This window comes from Pelagimonas sp. KU-00592-HH (genome assembly GCF_040369695.1).
In the GTDB taxonomy this organism is placed as follows: domain Bacteria; phylum Pseudomonadota; class Alphaproteobacteria; order Rhodobacterales; family Rhodobacteraceae; genus Shimia.
In genome coordinates, this window is the sequence record NZ_BAABWM010000002.1 from 77,536 (window position 1) to 96,281 (window position 18,746).

Sequence of the window (18,746 nt, forward strand, 5' to 3'; positions counted from 1 at the left end):
AGAGAGATCATGTCAAACAAGAAACACATCACGTTGACCGTCAATGGTGAGCAACAGGAGTTCCTTGCCGAACCCCGTGAACTGCTCATCCACACGCTGCGCGAACGGCTGCGCAAGACCGGCCCGCACATCGGGTGCGAAACCTCACACTGCGGTGCCTGTACCGTGACGATGAACGGCAAGTCCGTGAAATCCTGTACCGTCTTCGTGGCACAGGCGGATGGCGCCGAGATCACCACCATCGAAGGGCTTGGCAATCCAGACAGCCTTCACGTGCTGCAAGAAGCCTTCAAGGAACATCACGGATTGCAGTGCGGCTTTTGCACGCCGGGCATGATCACCCGTGCCTCCAAGCTGCTCGAGGAAAACCCGAACCCGACCGAGGAAGAGGTGCGCTTTGGCATGGCGGGCAACATTTGCCGCTGTACCGGATACCAGAACATCGTCAAATCCATCCTCGCCGCCGCGGCCGAGATGAACTCTGCAAAGGAGGCGGCACAATGAACAAGGAACTGACCCGCGAAGAACGCGCAGATGCGCTGGGTGGTATGGGCTGTAAACGCAAGCGCGTTGAGGATGCCCGTTTTACCCAAGGCAAGGGCAACTATGTCGATGACATCAAACTGCCGGGAATGCTGCATGGCGATTTCGTGCGCTCGCCCTATGCCCACGCAAGGATCGTGTCGATCAATGCCGAGGCGGCGCTGGCTCTGGATGGTGTGATCGCCGTTCTGACCGCCGAAGACCTCGCGCCGCTTGGCCTGCACTGGATGCCAACGCTTGCTGGCGACAAGCAGATGGTGCTGGCAGATGGCAAGGTTCTGTTCCAGGGGCAGGAGGTGGCCTTTGTGGTCGCCAAGGACCGCTATATCGCGGCCGATGCTGTTGAGCTGGTCGAGGTGGAATACGAAGAACTGCCGGTTCTGACCGATCCCCATGCGGCGCTGGAGTCCGATGTGGTTCTGCGCGAAGACCTGATGGGCGAAGGTGGCAGCATTCCGGATGGTGCCCACGGCCCCCGCAAACACCCCAACCACATTTTCACCTGGGAAGTTGGCGAGAAAGACGCGACCGAGCAAGTGATGGGTGAGGCCGACGTGGTGGCCGAAGAGATGGTCTATTACCACCGGACGCACCCATGTCCGCTGGAAACCTGCGGCTGTGTGGCTTCGATGGACAAGGTCAACGGCAAGCTGACCCTGCATGGCACATTTCAGGCACCGCACGCGATCCGCACCGTCGTCAGCCTGATTTCCGGCATCGAAGAGCACAACATCCGCGTGATTTCGCCCGACATTGGCGGCGGCTTCGGCAACAAGGTTGGGGCCTATCCCGGCTATGTCTGTTCGGTTGTGGCCTCGATTGTCACCGGCGTTCCGGTGAAATGGGTCGAGGACCGGATGGAAAACCTGATGACCACGGCCTTTGCCCGCGACTATTGGATGAGGGGCAAGATCAGCGCCACCAAGGAGGGCAAGATCACCGGCCTGTGGTGCCACACCACTGCGGATCATGGCGGCTTTGACGCCTGCGCCGACCCGACCAAGTTTCCGGCGGGGTTCATGAACATCTGCACCGGGTCTTATGACATCCCGACCGCCTACCTGGCAGTGGATGGTGTCTATACCAACAAGGCGCCGGGCGGGGTCAGCTATCGCTGTTCGTTCCGCGTGACCGAGGCAGCCTATTTCATCGAACGCATGATCGAGGTTCTGGCGATCGAGTTGAATATGGACGCGGCAGAACTGCGCCGGATCAACTTTATCAAGAAAGAGCAGTTCCCCTATCAGTCTGCACTGGGCTGGGAGTATGACTCGGGCGATTACCACACCGCTTGGGACAAGGCGTTGAAGGCCGTCGACTATGACGGGCTGCGCGCTGAACAGGCGCAGCGGGTTGAGGATTTCAAGGCGGGCAAGACCCGCAAGCTTATGGGTATTGGCCTGACGCATTTCACCGAAATCGTTGGCGCGGGGCCGGTCAAGAACTGTGACATTCTTGGTCTGGGCATGTTCGACAGCTGCGAAATCCGCATCCACCCGACTGGCTCGGCGATTGCGCGGCTTGGCACGATTTCCCAGGGGCAGGGGCACGCGACGACCTTTGCGCAGATCCTTGCGACCGAGATCGGCCTTCCCGCAGACTCGATCACCATCGAGGAAGGGGACACCGACACCGCGCCTTACGGTCTCGGCACCTACGGTTCGCGGTCTACCCCGGTCGCCGGGGCGGCAACGGCCATGGCGGGGCGCAAGATCCGCGCCAAGGCGCAGATGATTGCAGCCTACCTGCTGGAAGTGCACGACGACGATGTCGAATTCGATGTCGACCGTTTCGTGGTCAAGGGCGCGCCTGAAAAGTTCAAGACAATGAAGGAAATCGCCTTCGCCGCCTACAACCAGGCGATCCCGGGCATCGAACCGGGGCTGGAAGCGGTCAGCTACTATGACCCGCCCAACATGACTTATCCCTTCGGAGCTTATGTCTGTGTGATGGACATCGACGTGGACACTGGCGTCACCGACATTCGCCGCTTCTATGCGCTGGATGACTGTGGCACCCGCATCAACCCGATGATCATCGAGGGACAGGTTCATGGTGGCCTGACCGAGGCGCTGGCTGTCGCTTTGGGGCAGGAGATTGCCTATGACGAGATGGGCAACGTCAAGACCGGTACGCTGATGGACTTTTTCCTGCCGACGGCCTGGGAAGTTCCGAACTACGAAACCGATCACACGGTGACTCCAAGCCCGCACCACCCGATCGGGGCAAAGGGTGTCGGCGAAAGCCCTCATGTGGGCGGTGTGCCGTGTTTCTCGAACGCGGTGAATGATGCCTTCCGCGCCTTTGGCCTGCGCCATACGCACATGCCGCATGACCACTGGCGGATCTGGAAGACTGCAAACGAGCTGGGCCTTCACGGCTAAGCTCCCTGCGCGCGCAGCCATGGGGATCGCTGCGCGCGCCACTCAACCCATTCGAGGCGCTCATGTCCTGGACCACCCTTCAATCCGCGCTCGCGGAACAGAATTACGTCGCATCAGAGGATCTTGCGGTCTCGCTGCATCTGGCATTGTCGCTGCAGCGCCCCTTGCTTCTTGAAGGGGCAGCGGGTGTTGGCAAGACCGAAGTGGCCCGCGTGTTGGCGGCCGCACAAGATACCCGTTTGATCCGCCTGCAATGCTACGAAGGGCTGGACGCCGCGCAGGCGATCTACGAATGGAACTATCAACGTCAACTGCTCGCAATCCGCGCCGCTTCCGAGGCGGGCGAGACCGGTAAGGCGGTGGAGGACCGGATTTTCTCGCGTGAGTATTTGCTGGAACGCCCGTTGCTGGCGGCGATCACGCAGGATGTCTCTCCGGTGCTGCTGATAGACGAGATTGATCGGGCGGATGAGGAATTCGAGGCCTTCCTGCTTGAAATCCTCGCCGACTATCAGATCACGGTGCCGGAGCTTGGCACCATCACGGCGACCACCGTGCCGACCGTGATCCTGACATCGAATGGCACACGGGATTTATCCGACGCTTTGAGACGGCGCTGTCTTTTCGCCTATGTCGACTATCCCGACCGGACAACCGAACTTGCGATCCTGAAAACACGCTGCTCGGGGATCGAGACCCACCTGGCCGAGCAGGTGATCGGGTTTGTCCAGACGCTGCGCAAGGAAGAGTTGGAGAAAGTGCCCGGTATCGCGGAAACGCTGGATTTTGCCGCAGCCCTTATGGGGTTGGGCATTGGTGATTTGACCGAAAACCCTGCGGCGCTTAAGGCCACGCTCACGACACTCCTGAAAACCCAAAGTGATCGCGCCCACATCACCTCGGACGTGGCACAACGCATTGCGGGGAAAGCCGCATGAGCCGTGTGACCCGCTTTGCAGGCCGCGATCCCGGTGCGACGGCGCGTATGGCGGGCTTTCTTGCTCACCTGCGAGAGAATGGCCTGCGCCTTGGGGTGCAGGAAACCGAAACGGCCTTGTCGGCACTGACCTTTGTCGAGGCTGCCGATCCTGCCGAGGCACGCCGCGCTCTGAAGGCCGTTTGCACGGGCTGCAAGGACGAGGCGCAACGCTTTGACCCTCTGTTCGACAGTTTCTGGATGGATGCCGGCCGCGTGCGGACCAAGGTGATGCCCACGACGACACCGTCTGCAAAGGGGGACGACAGTGTGCATTCCTCAAGGGACGCCAAAAGGGAAGACGCCGGCGGAGCAGGAAACGCCACGGCACCCGACGGCGGGACGGGAGAGGCCGAAAGCGATGGTGAGGGAAAGCTGATCGCAACCGAGGTCCGCAACCTCTCGCGGCGAGACCTGCGCAACCTCGTGCGCCCCGAAGAGATCGCGAAAGCCGAAGAGATAGCCCGCCGCCTTGGCAATGCGCTGCGTGACCGCCGCTCCCGTCGCCGCATCGCGGCCCGCAAGGGCGACCGGCTGCATTTTCGCAAAACCATCCGACGGAGCCTCGCAACCGGCGGCGAGCCCTTCCGCCTCATCAAACGAAAACGCCCCGATCGCAGCCGCAAGATCGTCGCCCTCTGCGACGTGTCCGGATCGATGAGTGTCTATGCGCAGGTGTTCCTCGCCTTTCTCGCAGGGCTGATGCGGGGCGATCCCACTGCGGACGCCTATCTGTTTCACACGCGCCTCGTGCGGATCACCGAGGCCCTGCGCGACAAGGATGCGATGCGTGCCATCGGACGCATGTCGCTAATGGCGGATGGGTTTGGCGGTGGGTCCAAAATCGGCGAGAGCCTGGAGCGGTTCGCAGGCACCTACGCGCGCCGTTTCGTTGATGGCCGCTCGGTCGTGATGATCCTGTCGGATGGCTATGACACCTCGTCGCCCGAACATATTGATGCGGCGCTGGCCAAGCTGCGCAAACGCGGCTGCGCCATCATCTGGCTCAACCCGCTGAAGGGCTGGCGCGACTATGCGCCTGTCGCGGCGGGCATGGCGGCCGCATTGCCGCATCTGGACCGCTTTGTTGCGGCCAACACCCTGGCGGATCTCGCCGCGCTGGAGAAGGAGCTGGTAACGTTATGACCCCTGCAGAATTGTTTTCACCCGATCTGGCAGAAACCGCCCAAACCCTGCGCGCCAAGGAGCAACCCTTTGCCTTTGCAACGATCGTGCGCACGGCGGGAACCACCGCGGCGAAACCCGGCGCGAAGGCGATCATTGGTGCCGATGGCACGATCCTGCACGGGTTTCTTGGCGGCGGCTGCACCCGTGGCGCGGTGAGACGGGCCACCCTTGAGGCTCTGGAAACCGGCGCCCCAAGGCTTGTGTCTGTCGCGCCAGAGGACTTCCTGAACGAGATCGGCGTCAGCGCCGGAGCCATCGTGGAGGGCGTGCTTTATGCGCGCAACGGGTGCCCCTCTCGTGGCACCATCGACATCTTTATCGAGCCCTGTCTGCCCATGCCTGCGTTGACAGTGCTTGGGAATTCGCCCGTCGCCGAGGCCCTGGCGCAGATCGCGCCACAGTTCCATTGGTCAATTTCGCGTGCCGTCGATGGCGCGGCCGTGTCTGGCAAGATGAGTGCGGTTGTCGTGGCGACCCAAGGGCAGGGCGATCTCGATGCCTTGCGCGATGCGCTTTCCCAGGGTGCGAAATACGTCGCCTTTGTCGGTAGCAAGAAGAAATTCGCGGCCCTTTCGAGGAAGCTCTCTGAGGCGGGGGTGTCCGAGGCCACGCTCGCGACTGTTTCGGCTCCGGCCGGGTTGGACATTGGTGCCGTTACGCCCGAGGAAATCGCACTCTCGATTTTGGCGGAACTGATCACCGTGCGCAGAACCTCCATCGAAAGGAGCCAGAATGCGTAGGTTTTTCAAAGCCTTCACACGTGTTTTCAAACCCTCGCCCGAGCAGGCCGAGGTGCTTGCCACGATCAAATACCCCTGTTGCTGAACTAAGAAAGGAACCGCCATGGAACTGGCCGACGAAATCATCATCGATGCCCCGCGCGACGTGGTTTATGCCGCCTTGAACGACCCCGAGATCCTCAAACGCTGTATTCCCGGTTGCGAAGAGCTGATCAAGAAATCCGACACCGAACTCGAGGCCAAAGTTGTTCTCAAGGTTGGTCCCGTGAAAGCCAAGTTCACTGGGGATGTCGTGCTCAATACGGAAGGTGCCCCCCAGGCCTTTTCTCTGGAGGGACAAGGCAACGGAGGTGCTGCCGGTCACGCTAAGGGCGGCGCGGATGTGACCCTTACGGAAGATGGGTCTCAGACCATCCTGCGCTACGAAGCCAAGGCCGTGATCGGCGGAAAACTGGCGCAGCTCGGAAGCCGGCTGATCCAAAGCACCGCCAAGAAGCTGGCCGCCAAGTTCTTCAAAGCCTTTGCGGATGTCATGTCGGAAGAATCCGTTGCTTGAACAACTCCAATATACGGAACACCCTGTTGACGTTCTTGGTCAGGCCAAGAGCATGATGGATGCGGGCAAGAAGCTCGTGTTGGTTACGTCGGTCAACATCAAGGGCGGCGCGGCGAGAGAGGTCGGATCTCTCGCCGTCGTGTCGCAGGACGGCGAAATGGTCGGCTATATGTCGAATGGCTGTATCGACCGGGACATCCTTCTGCAGGCGTTGGCTTTGCTCGAAACGGACGCGACCGCTAAAACACTGCGCTATGGCGACGGGTCGCCCTACTTTGATCTCAAGCTTCCCTGCGGCGGATCATTGGAACTGTTGCTGGACGCACGGCCGGACCACGAGACACTCCGCACCGCGCACCAAAATCTCGTGCAGCGCAAACCTGCTCGTATCGACTACGCGCTCCCTACAACGGACGAACCTGCCAGTTTTCTCTATTCACCGAAACCCCGGCTCGCAATCGCCGGACGTGGCGCGGTATTTCGCGCCACTGTTCAAGTTGCAGAGGCTGCGGGATTTGAAACCCTCGCGCTTTCCCCCGATGAAGCGGATCTTGAAGCGGTCGAACGCGTCTCCACGTTGCCCCCCGTTTTCCTGTCCAACCCTCTGGCAATTTACTCCCTGCCGCTCGATCGTTTCTCAGGTTTCATGACGCTGTTTCACGATCACGATTGGGAACCCGCTTTGCTCAAGGCCGCGCTTGAAACCGATGCCCGGTTTATCGGCTGTCTGGGCAGTTCCAAAACACACAGCCTCCGCCTCACCAATCTCATAGCTGATGGTGTTTCGATACAGCAGCTGGAACGCATTCAGGGCCCAATCGGTCTGGTGCCGTCCCTGCGCAATGCCCCGTCGATTGCGGTGTCTGCGATCGCACAGGTTGTCGAGGCCTTTCCCTCCAGCATTCAGCCCCTACAGCAAACGCAACAACAGAATGCGGCCTGACCCAAACGGGTCTACGGCTTCATCTGATGCACCCATTTGTTCATTTCTCAGGCACAAGAATCCAAAATCGCCCGGAAGATGGGCAAATTCCCGCAGACTTGTTTGACAGATTTGCTCCCCCACCGAACCATCGCTTTTGAATGAAGCCACGACATGTGTGATCTCCATGAGCGATAGTTTTTCTCGACGTCTGAACACTCTTCTGATCCAAATCTATCCGGATCACGATCACTCGGAGTTGGCCAAACAAATAGAAGACGCGTTTTGGCCAGCGGGCCACCATCGAAGAAAGCAGGGGCGAAAGCCCGGCAATCGTCTTTGGTCGGAAAAAGACAGCGTCCTGATCACCTATGGCAATTCTATCGAAGATCAGGTTCACAAGCCCTTGGACCTGTTGAACGACTTTCTAATCCGTCATTTGCAAGGGGTCGTAAACGGCGTGCATATCCTGCCGTTTTTCCCATTCACCTCCGATGATGGCTTTGCGGTGTCAGACTACTATAGCGTCAGTGCCCAGCTGGGCGACTGGACAGACATCACCCGCATCGCAAACGACTTCCATTTGATTTCCGACCTCGTCCTGAACCACGTGTCCAGCCAGGGAAACTGGTTCAACAACTACCTTCAGGGCAAACCACCGCACGACAAGTATTTCTTCGAGGCCTCGCCCGAAGACGATCTCTCCCCCGTTGTCCGCCCGAGAACCACACCTCTGTTGCGCCGGGTCGAAACAAGCCGCGGTGACCGACATGTGTGGTGTACGTTCAGCCACGACCAGATCGACCTGGACTTTAGCAATCCAGACGTTCTGATCGAAATGCTTCGGATTATCCGGCTGCATATCGACAAGGGGGTCCGTACCCTTCGGTTGGACGCCGTTGCCTTCATCTGGAAAGAGGTCGGAACCACCTGCATTCACCTGCCTCAGACACACTCGATTGTCCAACTGTTGCGGCTCCTGTGTGATTTTGCGACGGAAACGGTGGTTTTGCTCACGGAAACCAATGTTCCGCGCACGGAAAACCTGAGCTACTTCGGAAACCGCAACGAGGCCCACGCGGTCTACAATTTCCCGCTGCCTCCGTTGATCCTGCATGCCATGCAGTCCGGCTCGGTGCGCTACCTTCGAGAGTGGCAAGCAGCCATGCCACCCGCGCAGCTGGGCTGTGCCTATCTGAATTTCACTGCAAGCCACGACGGTATTGGCATGCGACCAGCCGAAGGGTTGCTGCCCCCGGAAGAAAAGGCACGGATGATCGAAACCGTGCGCGATCACGGCGGCTTGGTTTCCATGCGGGCGTTACCGGATGGCCGCGACGAACCCTACGAGTTGAATTGCGGCTATTTCGACGCCATGCGCGCGACCTTCGAGGGGGAGGATCAATTTCATCTCGCCCGCTTTATCTGTTCCCAAACCATCGTGATGTCTCTGGAAGGCATTCCGGCCTTCTACATCCATTCCCTGCTTGCAACCCCCAATGATCACGAGGCTGTGGAACGCCGTGGCATGAACCGCGCAATCAACCGGCACCGGTGGCACTATCCGGATCTGCTGTCACAGCTTGCTGATCCCGGCTCGAACCAGGCGCGCGTGTTGTCGGAAATGTCGCGCCGCCTGCGCATTCGTGCGCGGCAAACCGCATTTCACCCCAACGCCACACAGTTCACGCTTCGTCTGGATGATAGGGTCTTCGGCATCTGGCGGCAGAGTCTGGACAGGAGCCAATCGATCTTTGCCCTTCACAACGTGTCGTCCGATCACGTTCAAATCAGCCCAAGCGAATTCAACCTGATCGCAGAGGAAACCTGGATGGACGCGCTGACCGGCGAAATCTTCGGTGCCAACGTGCCGGAGTTTACGCTGGCGCCCTACCAGTGCCGTTGGATCACAAACGCGCCTGCTACGTGAACTCCTCCAGATCCAGAGCAACAGCCTCGCTCAGGCGTTGCAGGAACTCCGCATCTGCCGCATGGACGCGGTTCCACGTGGGGATGAAGGGCGTCTCATGGGGGTTTTCCAGGAAAATCTGCCCGGCACGGATGATGTTTTCTGCAAACAGTTCGATCGATCGCTCTTCTGCGTGACGATCCAGCTCCATCCCGTTCATCTTGGCATCAGCATAGTATCCCTCAAGCAGATCAAGCGCAGACCGGTAGTAGGTCGCCTTGAGCGTCCTGAACGTATTGGCCGTGAAGACCGTGCCCTCTGCGGCCAATTTTCGAAAGATCGCCTTGCAGATGTCTGTCGACATCCGGCTAAGCCCCTTGTTCGCATCTTCCTTCGACAGGGTCTGGTGCTTGTGATCATAGTTGTCGGCGATTTCGACCTGACAGACCGACTTGGGCGCAAGATTACGCCACGCCTCCGAGAGAACGCCGATTTCCAATCCCCAATCAGAAGGGATGCGCAAATCGGGCAAGGTCGGTGTGCGGATGGCAAATTCGCCTGACAGCGGGTACCGGAAACTGCGAAGGTAGTCGATGTAATCGCGGTCCCCGATCACCTTTTTCAGGGCAATCAGCAGCGGGCTGACCAAAAGCCTCGTAACACGGCCGTTGAGCTTGCCATCCCCTGTGCGCGGGTAAAACCCCTTGGCCATCTGGTACGGAAAGGTCGGGTTCACGACCGGATAGACCAACCTGTCCAGCATCTCGCGGTCATAGGAAACGATATCACAGTCGTGGATCGCCATAACGGCACTATCCGCGCAGGCGAGCAGATAGCCGATACATGACCAGACGTTCTTGCCCTTGCCGGGTTCCTGCGGTGCAAGCTCAAACCCCTCAAGCCGCGCCTCCAGTTCCAACATGCGGGGGCTGTTGTTCCAGATCACCACGTGCTCCTGCGGCAATCGCTCGAAAAAGGCCCTCGCGTGCCGGTATTGCTGTTCGTCAGCCTGATCGAGCCCGATGATGATGCGGTGCAGGTAGGTGACCTTCGACAGCTCGTCGAGGATGTCCGACAACGCCGGTCCGGACAGTTCGGAATAAAGACACGGCAGGATCAGGGTGATTTTGCGGGTTTCGGCGTAAACCGAAATCTCTTGGGTGAGTTGCTCGGGACGTCGGCTTCTCAGGTTGTGAAGCGTCGTGATGTTTCCGTTCTGATGAAAGTCTGCCATTCGGATTGCCTGTCGTGTTTTAGGGGGCGGCGGTCAGGGTCAGAACTGCCTCTGCCCAACCTTCGGGTCCCTCAAGTGTTGTTCTAATAACCTGCCCCTCCTCTTCCGGTGTCAACTCCGGGAAGGGCGCGCCAAGCCGGTTGGCGACGATGACCCCGGTATCGGCCGCAAGTATCATTTCAAGATCGTTCGGGGCGTCCCCAAGCGCGATTGTCTGTTCCGGGGTCAGCCGGTTGATAACCGTGGCCATTGCCACCGCCTTGGTCTTGCCCATGGACAAGGTGAGGAACCGCCCGCCTTGCCGCGCATGCAGCCCATGCTGGGCGGCAGCGTCCAGAAACCTCTCAAGGCCTTCGGGAGAGCCGGTCCACAGCCCCGGTTCGCTGAATTGCCTTAGCTGCGCTTTGGCCGCCGCATCCAGATCGAGACCGGTCCTGTCTGACAGTTCCCCGAGGCTCATATCCGCGAACCCGACAAAACCGGGCGGCAACTGTTCCAGGATCCCTCTGATGCTCTCGTACTCACCGGATCCGGATGTTTCGGCCTCGTCAGGCCAGAGAATGCCGGCACCGTTCTCGACAATCGCCGGCATATGGGGAAACCCCATGCTCTGGCGGTACCCCTCGATTTCGGCCGCTGTCTTGCTGCTTGCCAACACCAGCCCCGCCCCAAGGTCGTGCAGTCTCTGCAAACCGGGCCGGGCCAGTTCCCAACTATAGTCGTGATGGTCCAGAAGCGTTCCATCAAGGTCCGAAAATACCAGAAGAGGCAAGCGTTGCGGCATGGCTCAAGGCTAACACCGCAGGCCATGAGGCTACATCCCCAAACGGATGAAACCCGGATCAAACGGCAAAAGAATGTGCACTCGGAAAAATCTGCACAATTTGGCAGCAGCTTCACCAGCCTGGACGCGAGTTCGTCGAATGATGTTTCAACTCCGTTCAGTTGGCGCTGACGTCACTAAAGATGAACCGCTTCGAGACTGATGAAAACACTCCTTAAGACGATCATCGACGTCTGCCATGCTCCGAGTGGACCGATGGCGTGTCCAGACCGCGTATGCGACGACTTCGCGAGGGAAAAGGACGCCCATTGGCCGCGCTCATGAGATCGGTTTGGTCAAGGTGACTTTCTTGCCGAAATATAAAGCGCGACCAACTTGTCAGTGCCGTTCAACTGCTCCAGCTTAGATCTTCATTGCGAAACGGCAGCGAAGTGATCCGCTTTCCAGTGATCTTGCGAATGGCATTGGCAATGGCTGGAGCAATTGGACCGACCGGTGCTTCGCCAATTGCGCCCATGCGCTCATGCCCGGATGTGGCATCCAAATGTACGCGAATGTCCGTCGGGATGTCCGCCATCCGAACCATCGGGTAGCTGTCGAAGTTGTCCGAAATCACACGGCCATTCTCGATCGCGACCTCTTCGTTCAACGCCATGTTGAGACCAAAGATCGTCCCGCCCTGGATCTGGGTGCGCACCGCGTCGGCATTCAGGATCGTTCCCACATCAACGCCAACATCCAGCTGAAGCACTTTCAACGCGCCGTCTTTGCTGAGTTCAATCCGCGCCACCGCTGCCGCGCTCGACCCGTGGAAGGGCCGACCGTAAGCTTCAAAATTGCAGATGGCGAGGCCCATGGCCTGACCTTCGGGCAATTCCTTGCCCCATTCTGCGCGCTCAGCCAACGTGGTCAAAAGCTTTTCCCAGCCTTTATCCGGCCAGGATTTCAACAGGTTAAGGCGATAGTCCAACGGATCTGCTTTGGCAGCATGGGCCAGTTCATCCATGAAGCTTTCGACAGCGAAAGCGTTCACATTGTACCAAGGCCCGCGATAAGCCCCGACCAGCATATAGATCGGGATCTCGTTCTTTTCGACACGCTGGGCCGGAATGCCGCCCCCCATCTGGTAAGGCGTATCCGCCAGCGAAAACGGCTGGTGGGCAAAACCGGAAAAGCGCGACAAAAGCCCGGTTGGGGTGCCATCTTTAGACAGGCCCGCTTTCATTTTGATCGCTGTCATCGGACGGTAGCGTCCTTGGGTCGCGTTTTCCTCGCGCGACCAGATTGTGTGCACCGGACGACCCGGAAAGGCCTTGGCCACGGCGACAACCATACGGGTGTCATCGCTGAAATAGCGCCGCCCGAAGGCCCCACCGATAAAGGTCTGATGAATATGGACCTCTTCCAGACTGCGGCCGGATTCCTGAGCGGCAACAATATGGGCCAGTTCCGTATGCTGGGTGGGCATCCAGACATCGACCCGGTCAGCACTGACCATGGCCGTGCCGTTCAGCGGCTCCATCTGCGCCTGATCCGCATAGGGGGTGAAAAAGTCAAACTCGACCTGCGTCTCGGCGGTTTCAATCGCTTTCAGCGCGGTGTCGTCAGGGTCTTCCACAGGCCGCCCCACCGGCGAGATCACCTCGCCATCGCTTTGGATGGCGGCAAGCGCGCTGTCGCGGATCATGTCGTTGGAGGTCCAGCGTGCATTGTATCCGTCTTCCCATTCGACCGGCAGCGCCTCTAGCGCGGTGCGGGCCTGCCAATAATGCTCGGCAATCACCGCAACCGCGGCCTGCGCGGCGGAATAGAGCAGTGGAAAGGGCGGCGGGGCCAGCGCATCAGGGCGCGGCTCATCCGGGTCGACAACCACGACATCCAGCACGCCCGGCATGCCCATCACGGCTGATTTGTCAAAGCTCTTAAGCTTGGCGCCATGCACCGGGGACTGTTTCAGCGCGGCATAGACTTTGCCCTCAAGCTGAACGTCGATGCCGTAGTTCAGCGACCCATTGACGATCTTCGGATCTTGCAGCTTGCCGGTCGAGACCTTCCCCAGAACCCGCCATTCAGAGCGCGGTTTCGGGGTTGGCTCTACCTCAAGCTGGATCTGCGCGGCTGCTTCGGCGACCTCGCCATAGGACAGGGTGCGCCCAGTGGGACCATGCGTCAGAATACTGTTCTCTGCGCTGATCTCGGCAACAGGAACATCCCAGCTCTGCGCCGCCGCGGCCTTGAGGCGTTCACGGGCGCTTGCCCCCACCTGCAACAACAGTTCCGTGGGTTTGGTCGCCGTAGAGCGCCCGCTGAAATATGTGGTGGAGCCTTCGACCGATGAATAAACAAGGTCTTCGCGGAAATTCCGGTTGGTATCGGCAAATTCCGCGCGGATCATCGCCCAATCGCCGTGCAGTTCTTCGTTCATCGTCAGCGGAACCTGGGTCAGAACGCCATTGCCAAAGTCGGGAGAGGTCACGCGTACCACGATCTCGCCACTAGGTTCGATGGCAAGCCAAGGGGTGAATTCCGTATTTTCTGCGGCTCCGGCCCAAGGATCGTCAGCCACCGTTGCAGCCAAAGCCGGAACGGTACCAATCGCCATGCCCCCGGCCGTGGCGGTTGCGGAGATCAGAAAAGAGCGGCGTGTAAAAGACTGTGTCATTAGGCTAATTCCCCTACTGGTTGGCTTTGGCAGCTTGGTGAATGGCAGCGCGCACGCGCAAATGCGTGCCACAGCGGCAGATATTGTCGATCGCGTCGTCAATATCTTCGTCACTGGGGTTGGGGTTCTCTTGCAACAACGCGGCGGCGGCCATCAGCATACCGGACTGGCAATAACCACATTGCGCGACATTCAGATCCAGCCAGGCTTTTTGCAGCGGGTGTGAGTTGTCAGGTGACAGGCCTTCAATCGTGCGGACCTCGGTGCCTTCGGCCACTTCAACCGGGTAAGAGCAGGACCTGACCGCTTCACCATCGACGTGCACTGTGCAGGCCCCGCATTGTGCGATGCCGCAGCCAAATTTGGTGCCCGTCATCTCCAGATGATCACGAAGCGCCCAAAGCAAGGGGGGTTCAGTGAAAGTACGCTGGGGTACCTTTGCCTCGAACTTGGCCGATCAAGGGCATTTTCAGACTTCTGGTCATGTGTCGCCAATCACACGGGCGCTCCTATTTTTGCGAACTCAAAGAAGGACCCAAACGCCTTTTCAGACATTTTCCAGCACAGGTCCTGACCTGCCGGTTCCAGTCCATATTTTTCCTGCTCGGCATCGCCATTCTTCAGCTTGCCTTTGGCAACCGATTTGGTGGGGGTGCCGACATTGCCTTCGTTGGGCATAAAGAAATCGCCGCTATCGACGTCTTCGCCAAGGCTTGCATGAGCAATGGGCAAAGACCCGTCAGCTGCAGACTGCCGCTTCATCAAAAGCGCCATGACCCTGATGACGATCTTGGACAGCTGGCCGATGAAGAACGTATTTCCGGAAACAGAGTTGGTTACCAAATCGGTTTCTGCAAATCCCGGCTCGGCGCGGACGCTTTTGATTTTGGTTGTGTCATAGCCCTGGGCCGCCAGCATATCGTTAAGCTTCAGCGCAAAGGCCACGCAGGAGATCTTGCTTTGACGATACCGCTCCATGCTACCGTTGACGCCGATGCCGCCCAATGTGCCCTCTTCGGATTTTTCATAGTACTTTTGTTCCAGCATGAGCTTGGAAGACTGATAGCGAATACCCGAGGTCTGCTGGCAAATGCGGACTTCTTGCCCGTTGTCCAAGGCGAGGTCAAAAGACGGGAACAGTGATTTGGTCAGCAGGTAGTGCGAGAAGAAATTCACCTGCATCTGAATGTCGTAGCCTTCGGCAGACCGGGTGTCCGCAACAGGACCAAAACCTGCGTTGTTGGCCAGCACGTTCAAACCGCCAAGCTCTTTGCACAGCGCGTTTACCTGTTCAGCGGCCCTTTTGACCGACTCGACGTCTTTCAGGTCGATGGCCACAGAATGGATTTCAGTTTTGCTGCCCGCAGCGCGTTTTTCCTCCTCCAGCTTTGCCATGGCGGCTTCTGCTCGTGGGGATTGCCGGTTCAGCACGACCAACGCTTTGACATGTTTTCTGATGGCGAATACGGACGCCCAATACCCAACACCAGACGTCGTTCCAGTGATCGCCATAACGGTGTCTTGGGCGGTGGGAACTTTGGATAACCAAGAGTCATAATATTTGTTTGCGATAGGCACTGCAGCCTCCAGATTCATTGGACGAACTTGCTGCGCCGCTTGGCGCAACAACTCTGGTTGGGTTTCCTGAATGGAAAATGTGGCGTGAATGACCGGCTGTTACTTCATGTGGCTGTCAAACCATTCCAGAACCATCGTCGGATCGTTCGGGAAATAGCGGTAGCACTCCGTGCGAATGTTGGTGCCTTCGATCCAGAAGAGCTTCTTGTCCTCAACCGGGATCGCATCATAGACCGCCTGAATGTCATAAGGCTTGGTCACAAAGTCATCATGCACCTGCACCACAAACGTTGGGAAGGTAATCGCCTTTGCCGCTTTAGGCATGTCGATGTCGCTGGTACGCAGACTGGTCAGCTTTTCATATTCTGCTTCCCAGACATCGCCCGGGATGCCTGCGGCAGCGACACCACCGTCGATGAACGCACAGGACGACAGCGGCTGAAGCGCCATCATGCAGACGACATCCTTGAACTCTTCGGGGTGCTTTTCAATCGCCGTCAGGGTCGCGTTTGCTCCAAAACACTGCGTATAGATCGCGACCTTTTTGTCTTTGGTGTCTTCACGGGTCCGAACATAACGCATTGCACCAATGGCATCGCGGTATTCGATCAGACCAGAACCGATGAGAGGATAGGGGCCGGGCCCGCTTAGGCCGTTGCCGCGCAGATCGTAGGTCAGGATGCTGTAGCCTGCTTCTTGCAACGCTTTGTAAAGCGGCAGAAAGTTGACCTCAAAACCCGAGCTTTGCGATTTCCATGGCTCAATGTGACCCGGGAAGCCATAGCGGTTCGCGCCTTTAAAGTGGTTAAAGACGATGACGTTGTCGGAATCGCCCGGGATGAACCACCCCTCGATGACAGTGCCGTCCATGGCTGGAAAAAACACGTCTTCGTATTCCATGTCGTAATCGCTTGGGCGACGCATAATCGGTGTACGCGAAGCTTCACCCATCGTGTGAAGCATCATCTGCATGGCTTGCTTGGATTGTTCGCTCATTTCTTGGGTCATCGAATCTTCCTTTCAGGTAAGAAGGATTAGCCGTCCTGCGTTTCCGCAACGCGTTTTTCCAGGGCGTCCAGAACAGAATGATAGGCGGGCTCGATCCAGTCCGAGTTCCAGGTCCAGAGGATCAATCCCCGATCAACCTCGTGCTGGATGACGCGCGTGCCGCCCTCGACCGGCTCCAGCAGCCACTGGTGGTCAAAGGTCATCAGACCCCATGTGCCGCCGTATTGCCGCAACTCACGGCCCTCTTCGAACCCCTTGATCTTGGCGGACATATCGACGGTCGTGCCATCCGGAAAACGAACCGAATTCTTGACCGTCGCGCCCAGGCGGTACTCTCCTTCGACCGCGACAAAGACCGGGTTCCAATCCGGGTAACTTTCCGTGTCGGTCAATACCGCCCAAACCGCCGCGGGCGAGGCCGGAATGACGGTTTCGACGTGAAAGGTTTTCTTGGTCATGGCCGCCGCCGCCAAGAGGATTACCAGGATCGCTGGCACGACCCATTTCAGGATGGTTAGCGTCATATCTCGTTCTCAATAGCTCGGTTTTGACCAGTTCGGGTTTATCTGGGGATCGAAACATGGGTCGTAATTTTAGGGCTGGGAAAGCGTTCCCCCTATCGCAAGCGGGATCAGGCGGCTGACACGGGTTGATCGGTACGGACGTGTTTTCCGAACCACTCGATGACTTTCTCGGGCCGCTCGGTCAGGTCGGCATAGCCGTCAATCCGGGTCTTCCCCTTGTCGGTCCAGACCATTTCCTTTTCGACATTCAGCGTGTCGTAGTAGGACTGCACGTAATCGATGTCCGCGAATGGGTCGTTCTTGTTCTGAATGACCATGGTGGGCTTGTTGATCAGGTGCGCTTTCACGATCGGTTTCTTGGTGAAATCCACGCCACCCCGTTTGACGTTGTATCGTACCGCACCACGGATCATGAAACCGGGCACTTTCATCTGCTCGAACCACATGCCGCTGTTCAGCGGCTGGACCACAACATGGGCCTCGATGTTGTCCACATGCTCCAGACCGCCCTCAACCCCATGGGCCAGCGTCATCGAACTCGACCCCATGCAGATGTTCAGCATACCGATGGGCGCGTTCTTGTAGTCAGGATGCGAGGTGATGAAGCCCACCGCAGCCAAGACATCCTGGTATTCGGCTTGCCCGTCACTGGAGAACCCAAGCTTGTCCTTGTCGCTGGCACCACAATTGCGCAGGTCATAGGCCAGCGTGGTGTAGCCCTCTTCGGCAAACTTCTGGATGTGCTTGAGGAAAGGGATATCGGTTGGCCAGGCGCGCATACCGATGGGTTTGCCTTCGTTGGTATAGCCTGCACGACTGGAGAACAGGCCGAAATGGCTCTGAATGATCACCTTGTCCTGGCCGGGATTGATCAGCCAGCCGCGGATCGTCACGCCATCGGCGGTTTCGAATTCCACGTCTTCATAGGCAAGGCCCCAGTTTGCAGGGCTGTCGAACAGGGGCGCGCGGGTCTTTGTGGCCAGGTTGGCAAAGAATCTCGAGAACATTGTCGTCTTCCTTTTGGCGGGTGCCTCGGTGGTAACGAGGTGACAAAATCTGTACTTCTGTCAATATTGACACCAAAGCCCTTAGTGTCAATATGTCACCCATGAACGAGAGAGAAAAAAATATCCTGAGCGCCGCCGAGCGGGTGTTTTCCCGCTATGGGGTCAAACGTGCCAGCATGAGCGATGTGGCTGAAGAAGCAGGGATTTCCCGGCAAACGCTCTACAAGGCGTTCCGCAGCAAGGACGATATCCTGCGCACCCACATTCATGCCTATACGGACAACGCGATCGCCGAAATCGACGTCGGCCTAGCGAAAACAGAGGGGCTGGGCGCGCGAATCGATCTGATTTTGGAGAAGATGGTTGTGGCCGGTTTTGACATGGTGCGCGCCTCACCCAATGCCCAGGACATCATCGAAGGGGTAAACGCGGCCACGAAGGAAGAGCTGGAGATTACAGCCGGGAGGTTCCAAGCGGTAATCAAGGAGGTTCTCCAGCCCTACGAAGCGGCCCTGACTGCCGCTGGCACTTCCCCGGATGCCCTGGCTGAATTTGTTCAGCGGTCGGCACGCGCCGCCAAAGATTACGCCCAGGACCGCAAACACCTGCTTCAACAACTTCACACAATCAGACAGCTCTGCCTGGTGGCCGCAAAGCAATGAGCGGTGCGTTTGGCACCCTTTAAGGCGAACGCGCCACATGCGGCACGCAACGCCGAGGGAGGTGCTGGC

At 58.4% G+C, this 18,746-nt stretch carries 17 protein-coding genes; 9 read left to right on the plus strand and 8 right to left on the minus strand.

The window, feature by feature from the left end:
• Window positions 1–9 precede the first annotated feature (9 nt).
• The 8 genes from ABWV42_RS07505 (at window position 10) to ABWV42_RS07540 (ending at window position 9,239) form a co-directional block, all read left to right on the plus strand.
• Window positions 10–504, plus strand: a complete 495-nt coding sequence (locus ABWV42_RS07505) for a (2Fe-2S)-binding protein (RefSeq protein WP_353339592.1) — start codon at window positions 10–12, stop codon at window positions 502–504.
• Window positions 501–2,927 carry an aerobic carbon-monoxide dehydrogenase large subunit gene (locus ABWV42_RS07510; protein ID WP_353339593.1) on the plus strand — a complete coding sequence of 809 codons (2,427 nt, stop codon included), beginning with the start codon at window positions 501–503 and terminating at the stop codon, window positions 2,925–2,927. Before ABWV42_RS07505 ends, ABWV42_RS07510 begins: the two co-directional genes overlap by 4 nt.
• 62 nt (window positions 2,928–2,989) lie before the next feature.
• Complete coding sequence (locus ABWV42_RS07515; protein WP_353339594.1) at window positions 2,990–3,865, plus strand: AAA family ATPase; 876 nt, start codon at window positions 2,990–2,992, stop codon at window positions 3,863–3,865.
• The gene (locus tag ABWV42_RS07520; protein ID WP_353339595.1) at window positions 3,862–5,049 is read left to right on the plus strand and encodes a vWA domain-containing protein; all 1,188 of its coding nucleotides are present in this window, start codon (window positions 3,862–3,864) and stop codon (window positions 5,047–5,049) included. Before ABWV42_RS07515 ends, ABWV42_RS07520 begins: the two co-directional genes overlap by 4 nt.
• Window positions 5,046–5,831 (plus strand): XdhC family protein, encoded by a 786-nt coding sequence (locus ABWV42_RS07525; protein ID WP_353339596.1) that lies wholly within the window; start codon window positions 5,046–5,048, stop codon window positions 5,829–5,831. The genes ABWV42_RS07520 and ABWV42_RS07525 overlap by 4 nt, the downstream gene beginning before the upstream one ends.
• Before the next feature lie 103 nt (window positions 5,832–5,934).
• Window positions 5,935–6,387, plus strand: coding sequence for an SRPBCC family protein (locus ABWV42_RS07530; protein ID WP_353339597.1), 453 nt, complete (start codon window positions 5,935–5,937; stop codon window positions 6,385–6,387).
• Window positions 6,380–7,330, plus strand: a complete 951-nt coding sequence (locus ABWV42_RS07535; protein ID WP_353339598.1) for an XdhC family protein — start codon at window positions 6,380–6,382, stop codon at window positions 7,328–7,330. The genes ABWV42_RS07530 and ABWV42_RS07535 overlap by 8 nt, the downstream gene beginning before the upstream one ends.
• 166 nt (window positions 7,331–7,496) lie before the next feature.
• Complete coding sequence (locus tag ABWV42_RS07540; protein WP_353339599.1) at window positions 7,497–9,239, plus strand: sugar phosphorylase; 1,743 nt, start codon at window positions 7,497–7,499, stop codon at window positions 9,237–9,239.
• Here ABWV42_RS07540 and ABWV42_RS07545 read toward each other — a convergent pair.
• The 8 genes from ABWV42_RS07545 to ABWV42_RS07580 form a co-directional block, all read right to left on the minus strand.
• Window positions 9,232–10,452 (minus strand): glycosyltransferase family protein, encoded by a 1,221-nt coding sequence (locus ABWV42_RS07545; protein ID WP_353339600.1) that lies wholly within the window; start codon window positions 10,450–10,452, stop codon window positions 9,232–9,234. The two genes, ABWV42_RS07540 and ABWV42_RS07545, sit on opposite strands and share 8 nt — an antisense overlap.
• A gap of 19 nt (window positions 10,453–10,471) precedes the next feature.
• Window positions 10,472–11,224: an HAD-IIB family hydrolase gene (locus tag ABWV42_RS07550; protein ID WP_353339601.1), complete on the minus strand. Its 753-nt coding sequence runs from the start codon at window positions 11,222–11,224 to the stop codon at window positions 10,472–10,474.
• A 400-nt stretch (window positions 11,225–11,624) separates the two neighbouring features.
• A complete protein-coding gene (locus ABWV42_RS07555; protein ID WP_353339602.1) occupies window positions 11,625–13,898 on the minus strand; it encodes a xanthine dehydrogenase family protein molybdopterin-binding subunit in 2,274 nt (757 codons plus the stop codon).
• Window positions 13,899–13,911: 13 nt separating this feature from the next.
• Window positions 13,912–14,304, minus strand: coding sequence for a (2Fe-2S)-binding protein (locus ABWV42_RS07560; protein ID WP_353339603.1), 393 nt, complete (start codon window positions 14,302–14,304; stop codon window positions 13,912–13,914).
• An 89-nt stretch (window positions 14,305–14,393) separates the two neighbouring features.
• Window positions 14,394–15,410 (minus strand): SDR family NAD(P)-dependent oxidoreductase, encoded by a 1,017-nt coding sequence (locus ABWV42_RS07565; protein ID WP_353339604.1) that lies wholly within the window; start codon window positions 15,408–15,410, stop codon window positions 14,394–14,396.
• A gap of 165 nt (window positions 15,411–15,575) precedes the next feature.
• Window positions 15,576–16,484, minus strand: a complete 909-nt coding sequence (locus ABWV42_RS07570; RefSeq protein ID WP_353339605.1) for an alpha/beta hydrolase — start codon at window positions 16,482–16,484, stop codon at window positions 15,576–15,578.
• Between the two features lie 26 nt (window positions 16,485–16,510).
• The gene (locus ABWV42_RS07575; protein WP_353339606.1) at window positions 16,511–17,008 is read right to left on the minus strand and encodes an SRPBCC family protein; all 498 of its coding nucleotides are present in this window, start codon (window positions 17,006–17,008) and stop codon (window positions 16,511–16,513) included.
• A 107-nt stretch (window positions 17,009–17,115) separates the two neighbouring features.
• Window positions 17,116–18,015 carry an alpha/beta hydrolase gene (locus ABWV42_RS07580; RefSeq protein ID WP_353339607.1) on the minus strand — a complete coding sequence of 300 codons (900 nt, stop codon included), beginning with the start codon at window positions 18,013–18,015 and terminating at the stop codon, window positions 17,116–17,118.
• Between the two features lie 101 nt (window positions 18,016–18,116).
• On the opposite strand from ABWV42_RS07580, the gene ABWV42_RS07585 reads away from it, so the two are divergent.
• Window positions 18,117–18,677 (plus strand): TetR/AcrR family transcriptional regulator, encoded by a 561-nt coding sequence (locus ABWV42_RS07585; protein WP_353339608.1) that lies wholly within the window; start codon window positions 18,117–18,119, stop codon window positions 18,675–18,677.
• Window positions 18,678–18,746 lie beyond the last annotated feature (69 nt).

Coding starts and splice junctions, on each gene's coding strand:
- ABWV42_RS07505 (WP_353339592.1), top strand. CDS start 10: ATGTCAAACAAGAAACACATCACGTTGACCGTCAATGGTGAGCAACAG.
- ABWV42_RS07510 (WP_353339593.1), top strand. CDS start 501: ATGAACAAGGAACTGACCCGCGAAGAACGCGCAGATGCGCTGGGTGGT.
- ABWV42_RS07515 (WP_353339594.1), top strand. CDS start 2,990: ATGTCCTGGACCACCCTTCAATCCGCGCTCGCGGAACAGAATTACGTC.
- ABWV42_RS07520 (WP_353339595.1), top strand. CDS start 3,862: ATGAGCCGTGTGACCCGCTTTGCAGGCCGCGATCCCGGTGCGACGGCG.
- ABWV42_RS07525 (WP_353339596.1), top strand. CDS start 5,046: ATGACCCCTGCAGAATTGTTTTCACCCGATCTGGCAGAAACCGCCCAA.
- ABWV42_RS07530 (WP_353339597.1), top strand. CDS start 5,935: ATGGAACTGGCCGACGAAATCATCATCGATGCCCCGCGCGACGTGGTT.
- ABWV42_RS07540 (WP_353339599.1), top strand. CDS start 7,497: ATGAGCGATAGTTTTTCTCGACGTCTGAACACTCTTCTGATCCAAATC.
- ABWV42_RS07545 (WP_353339600.1), bottom strand. CDS start 10,452: ATGGCAGACTTTCATCAGAACGGAAACATCACGACGCTTCACAACCTG.
- ABWV42_RS07555 (WP_353339602.1), bottom strand. CDS start 13,898: ATGACACAGTCTTTTACACGCCGCTCTTTTCTGATCTCCGCAACCGCC.
- ABWV42_RS07565 (WP_353339604.1), bottom strand. CDS start 15,410: ATGGCGATCACTGGAACGACGTCTGGTGTTGGGTATTGGGCGTCCGTA.
- ABWV42_RS07570 (WP_353339605.1), bottom strand. CDS start 16,484: ATGACCCAAGAAATGAGCGAACAATCCAAGCAAGCCATGCAGATGATG.
- ABWV42_RS07575 (WP_353339606.1), bottom strand. CDS start 17,008: ATGACGCTAACCATCCTGAAATGGGTCGTGCCAGCGATCCTGGTAATC.
- ABWV42_RS07580 (WP_353339607.1), bottom strand. CDS start 18,015: ATGTTCTCGAGATTCTTTGCCAACCTGGCCACAAAGACCCGCGCGCCC.
- ABWV42_RS07585 (WP_353339608.1), top strand. CDS start 18,117: ATGAACGAGAGAGAAAAAAATATCCTGAGCGCCGCCGAGCGGGTGTTT.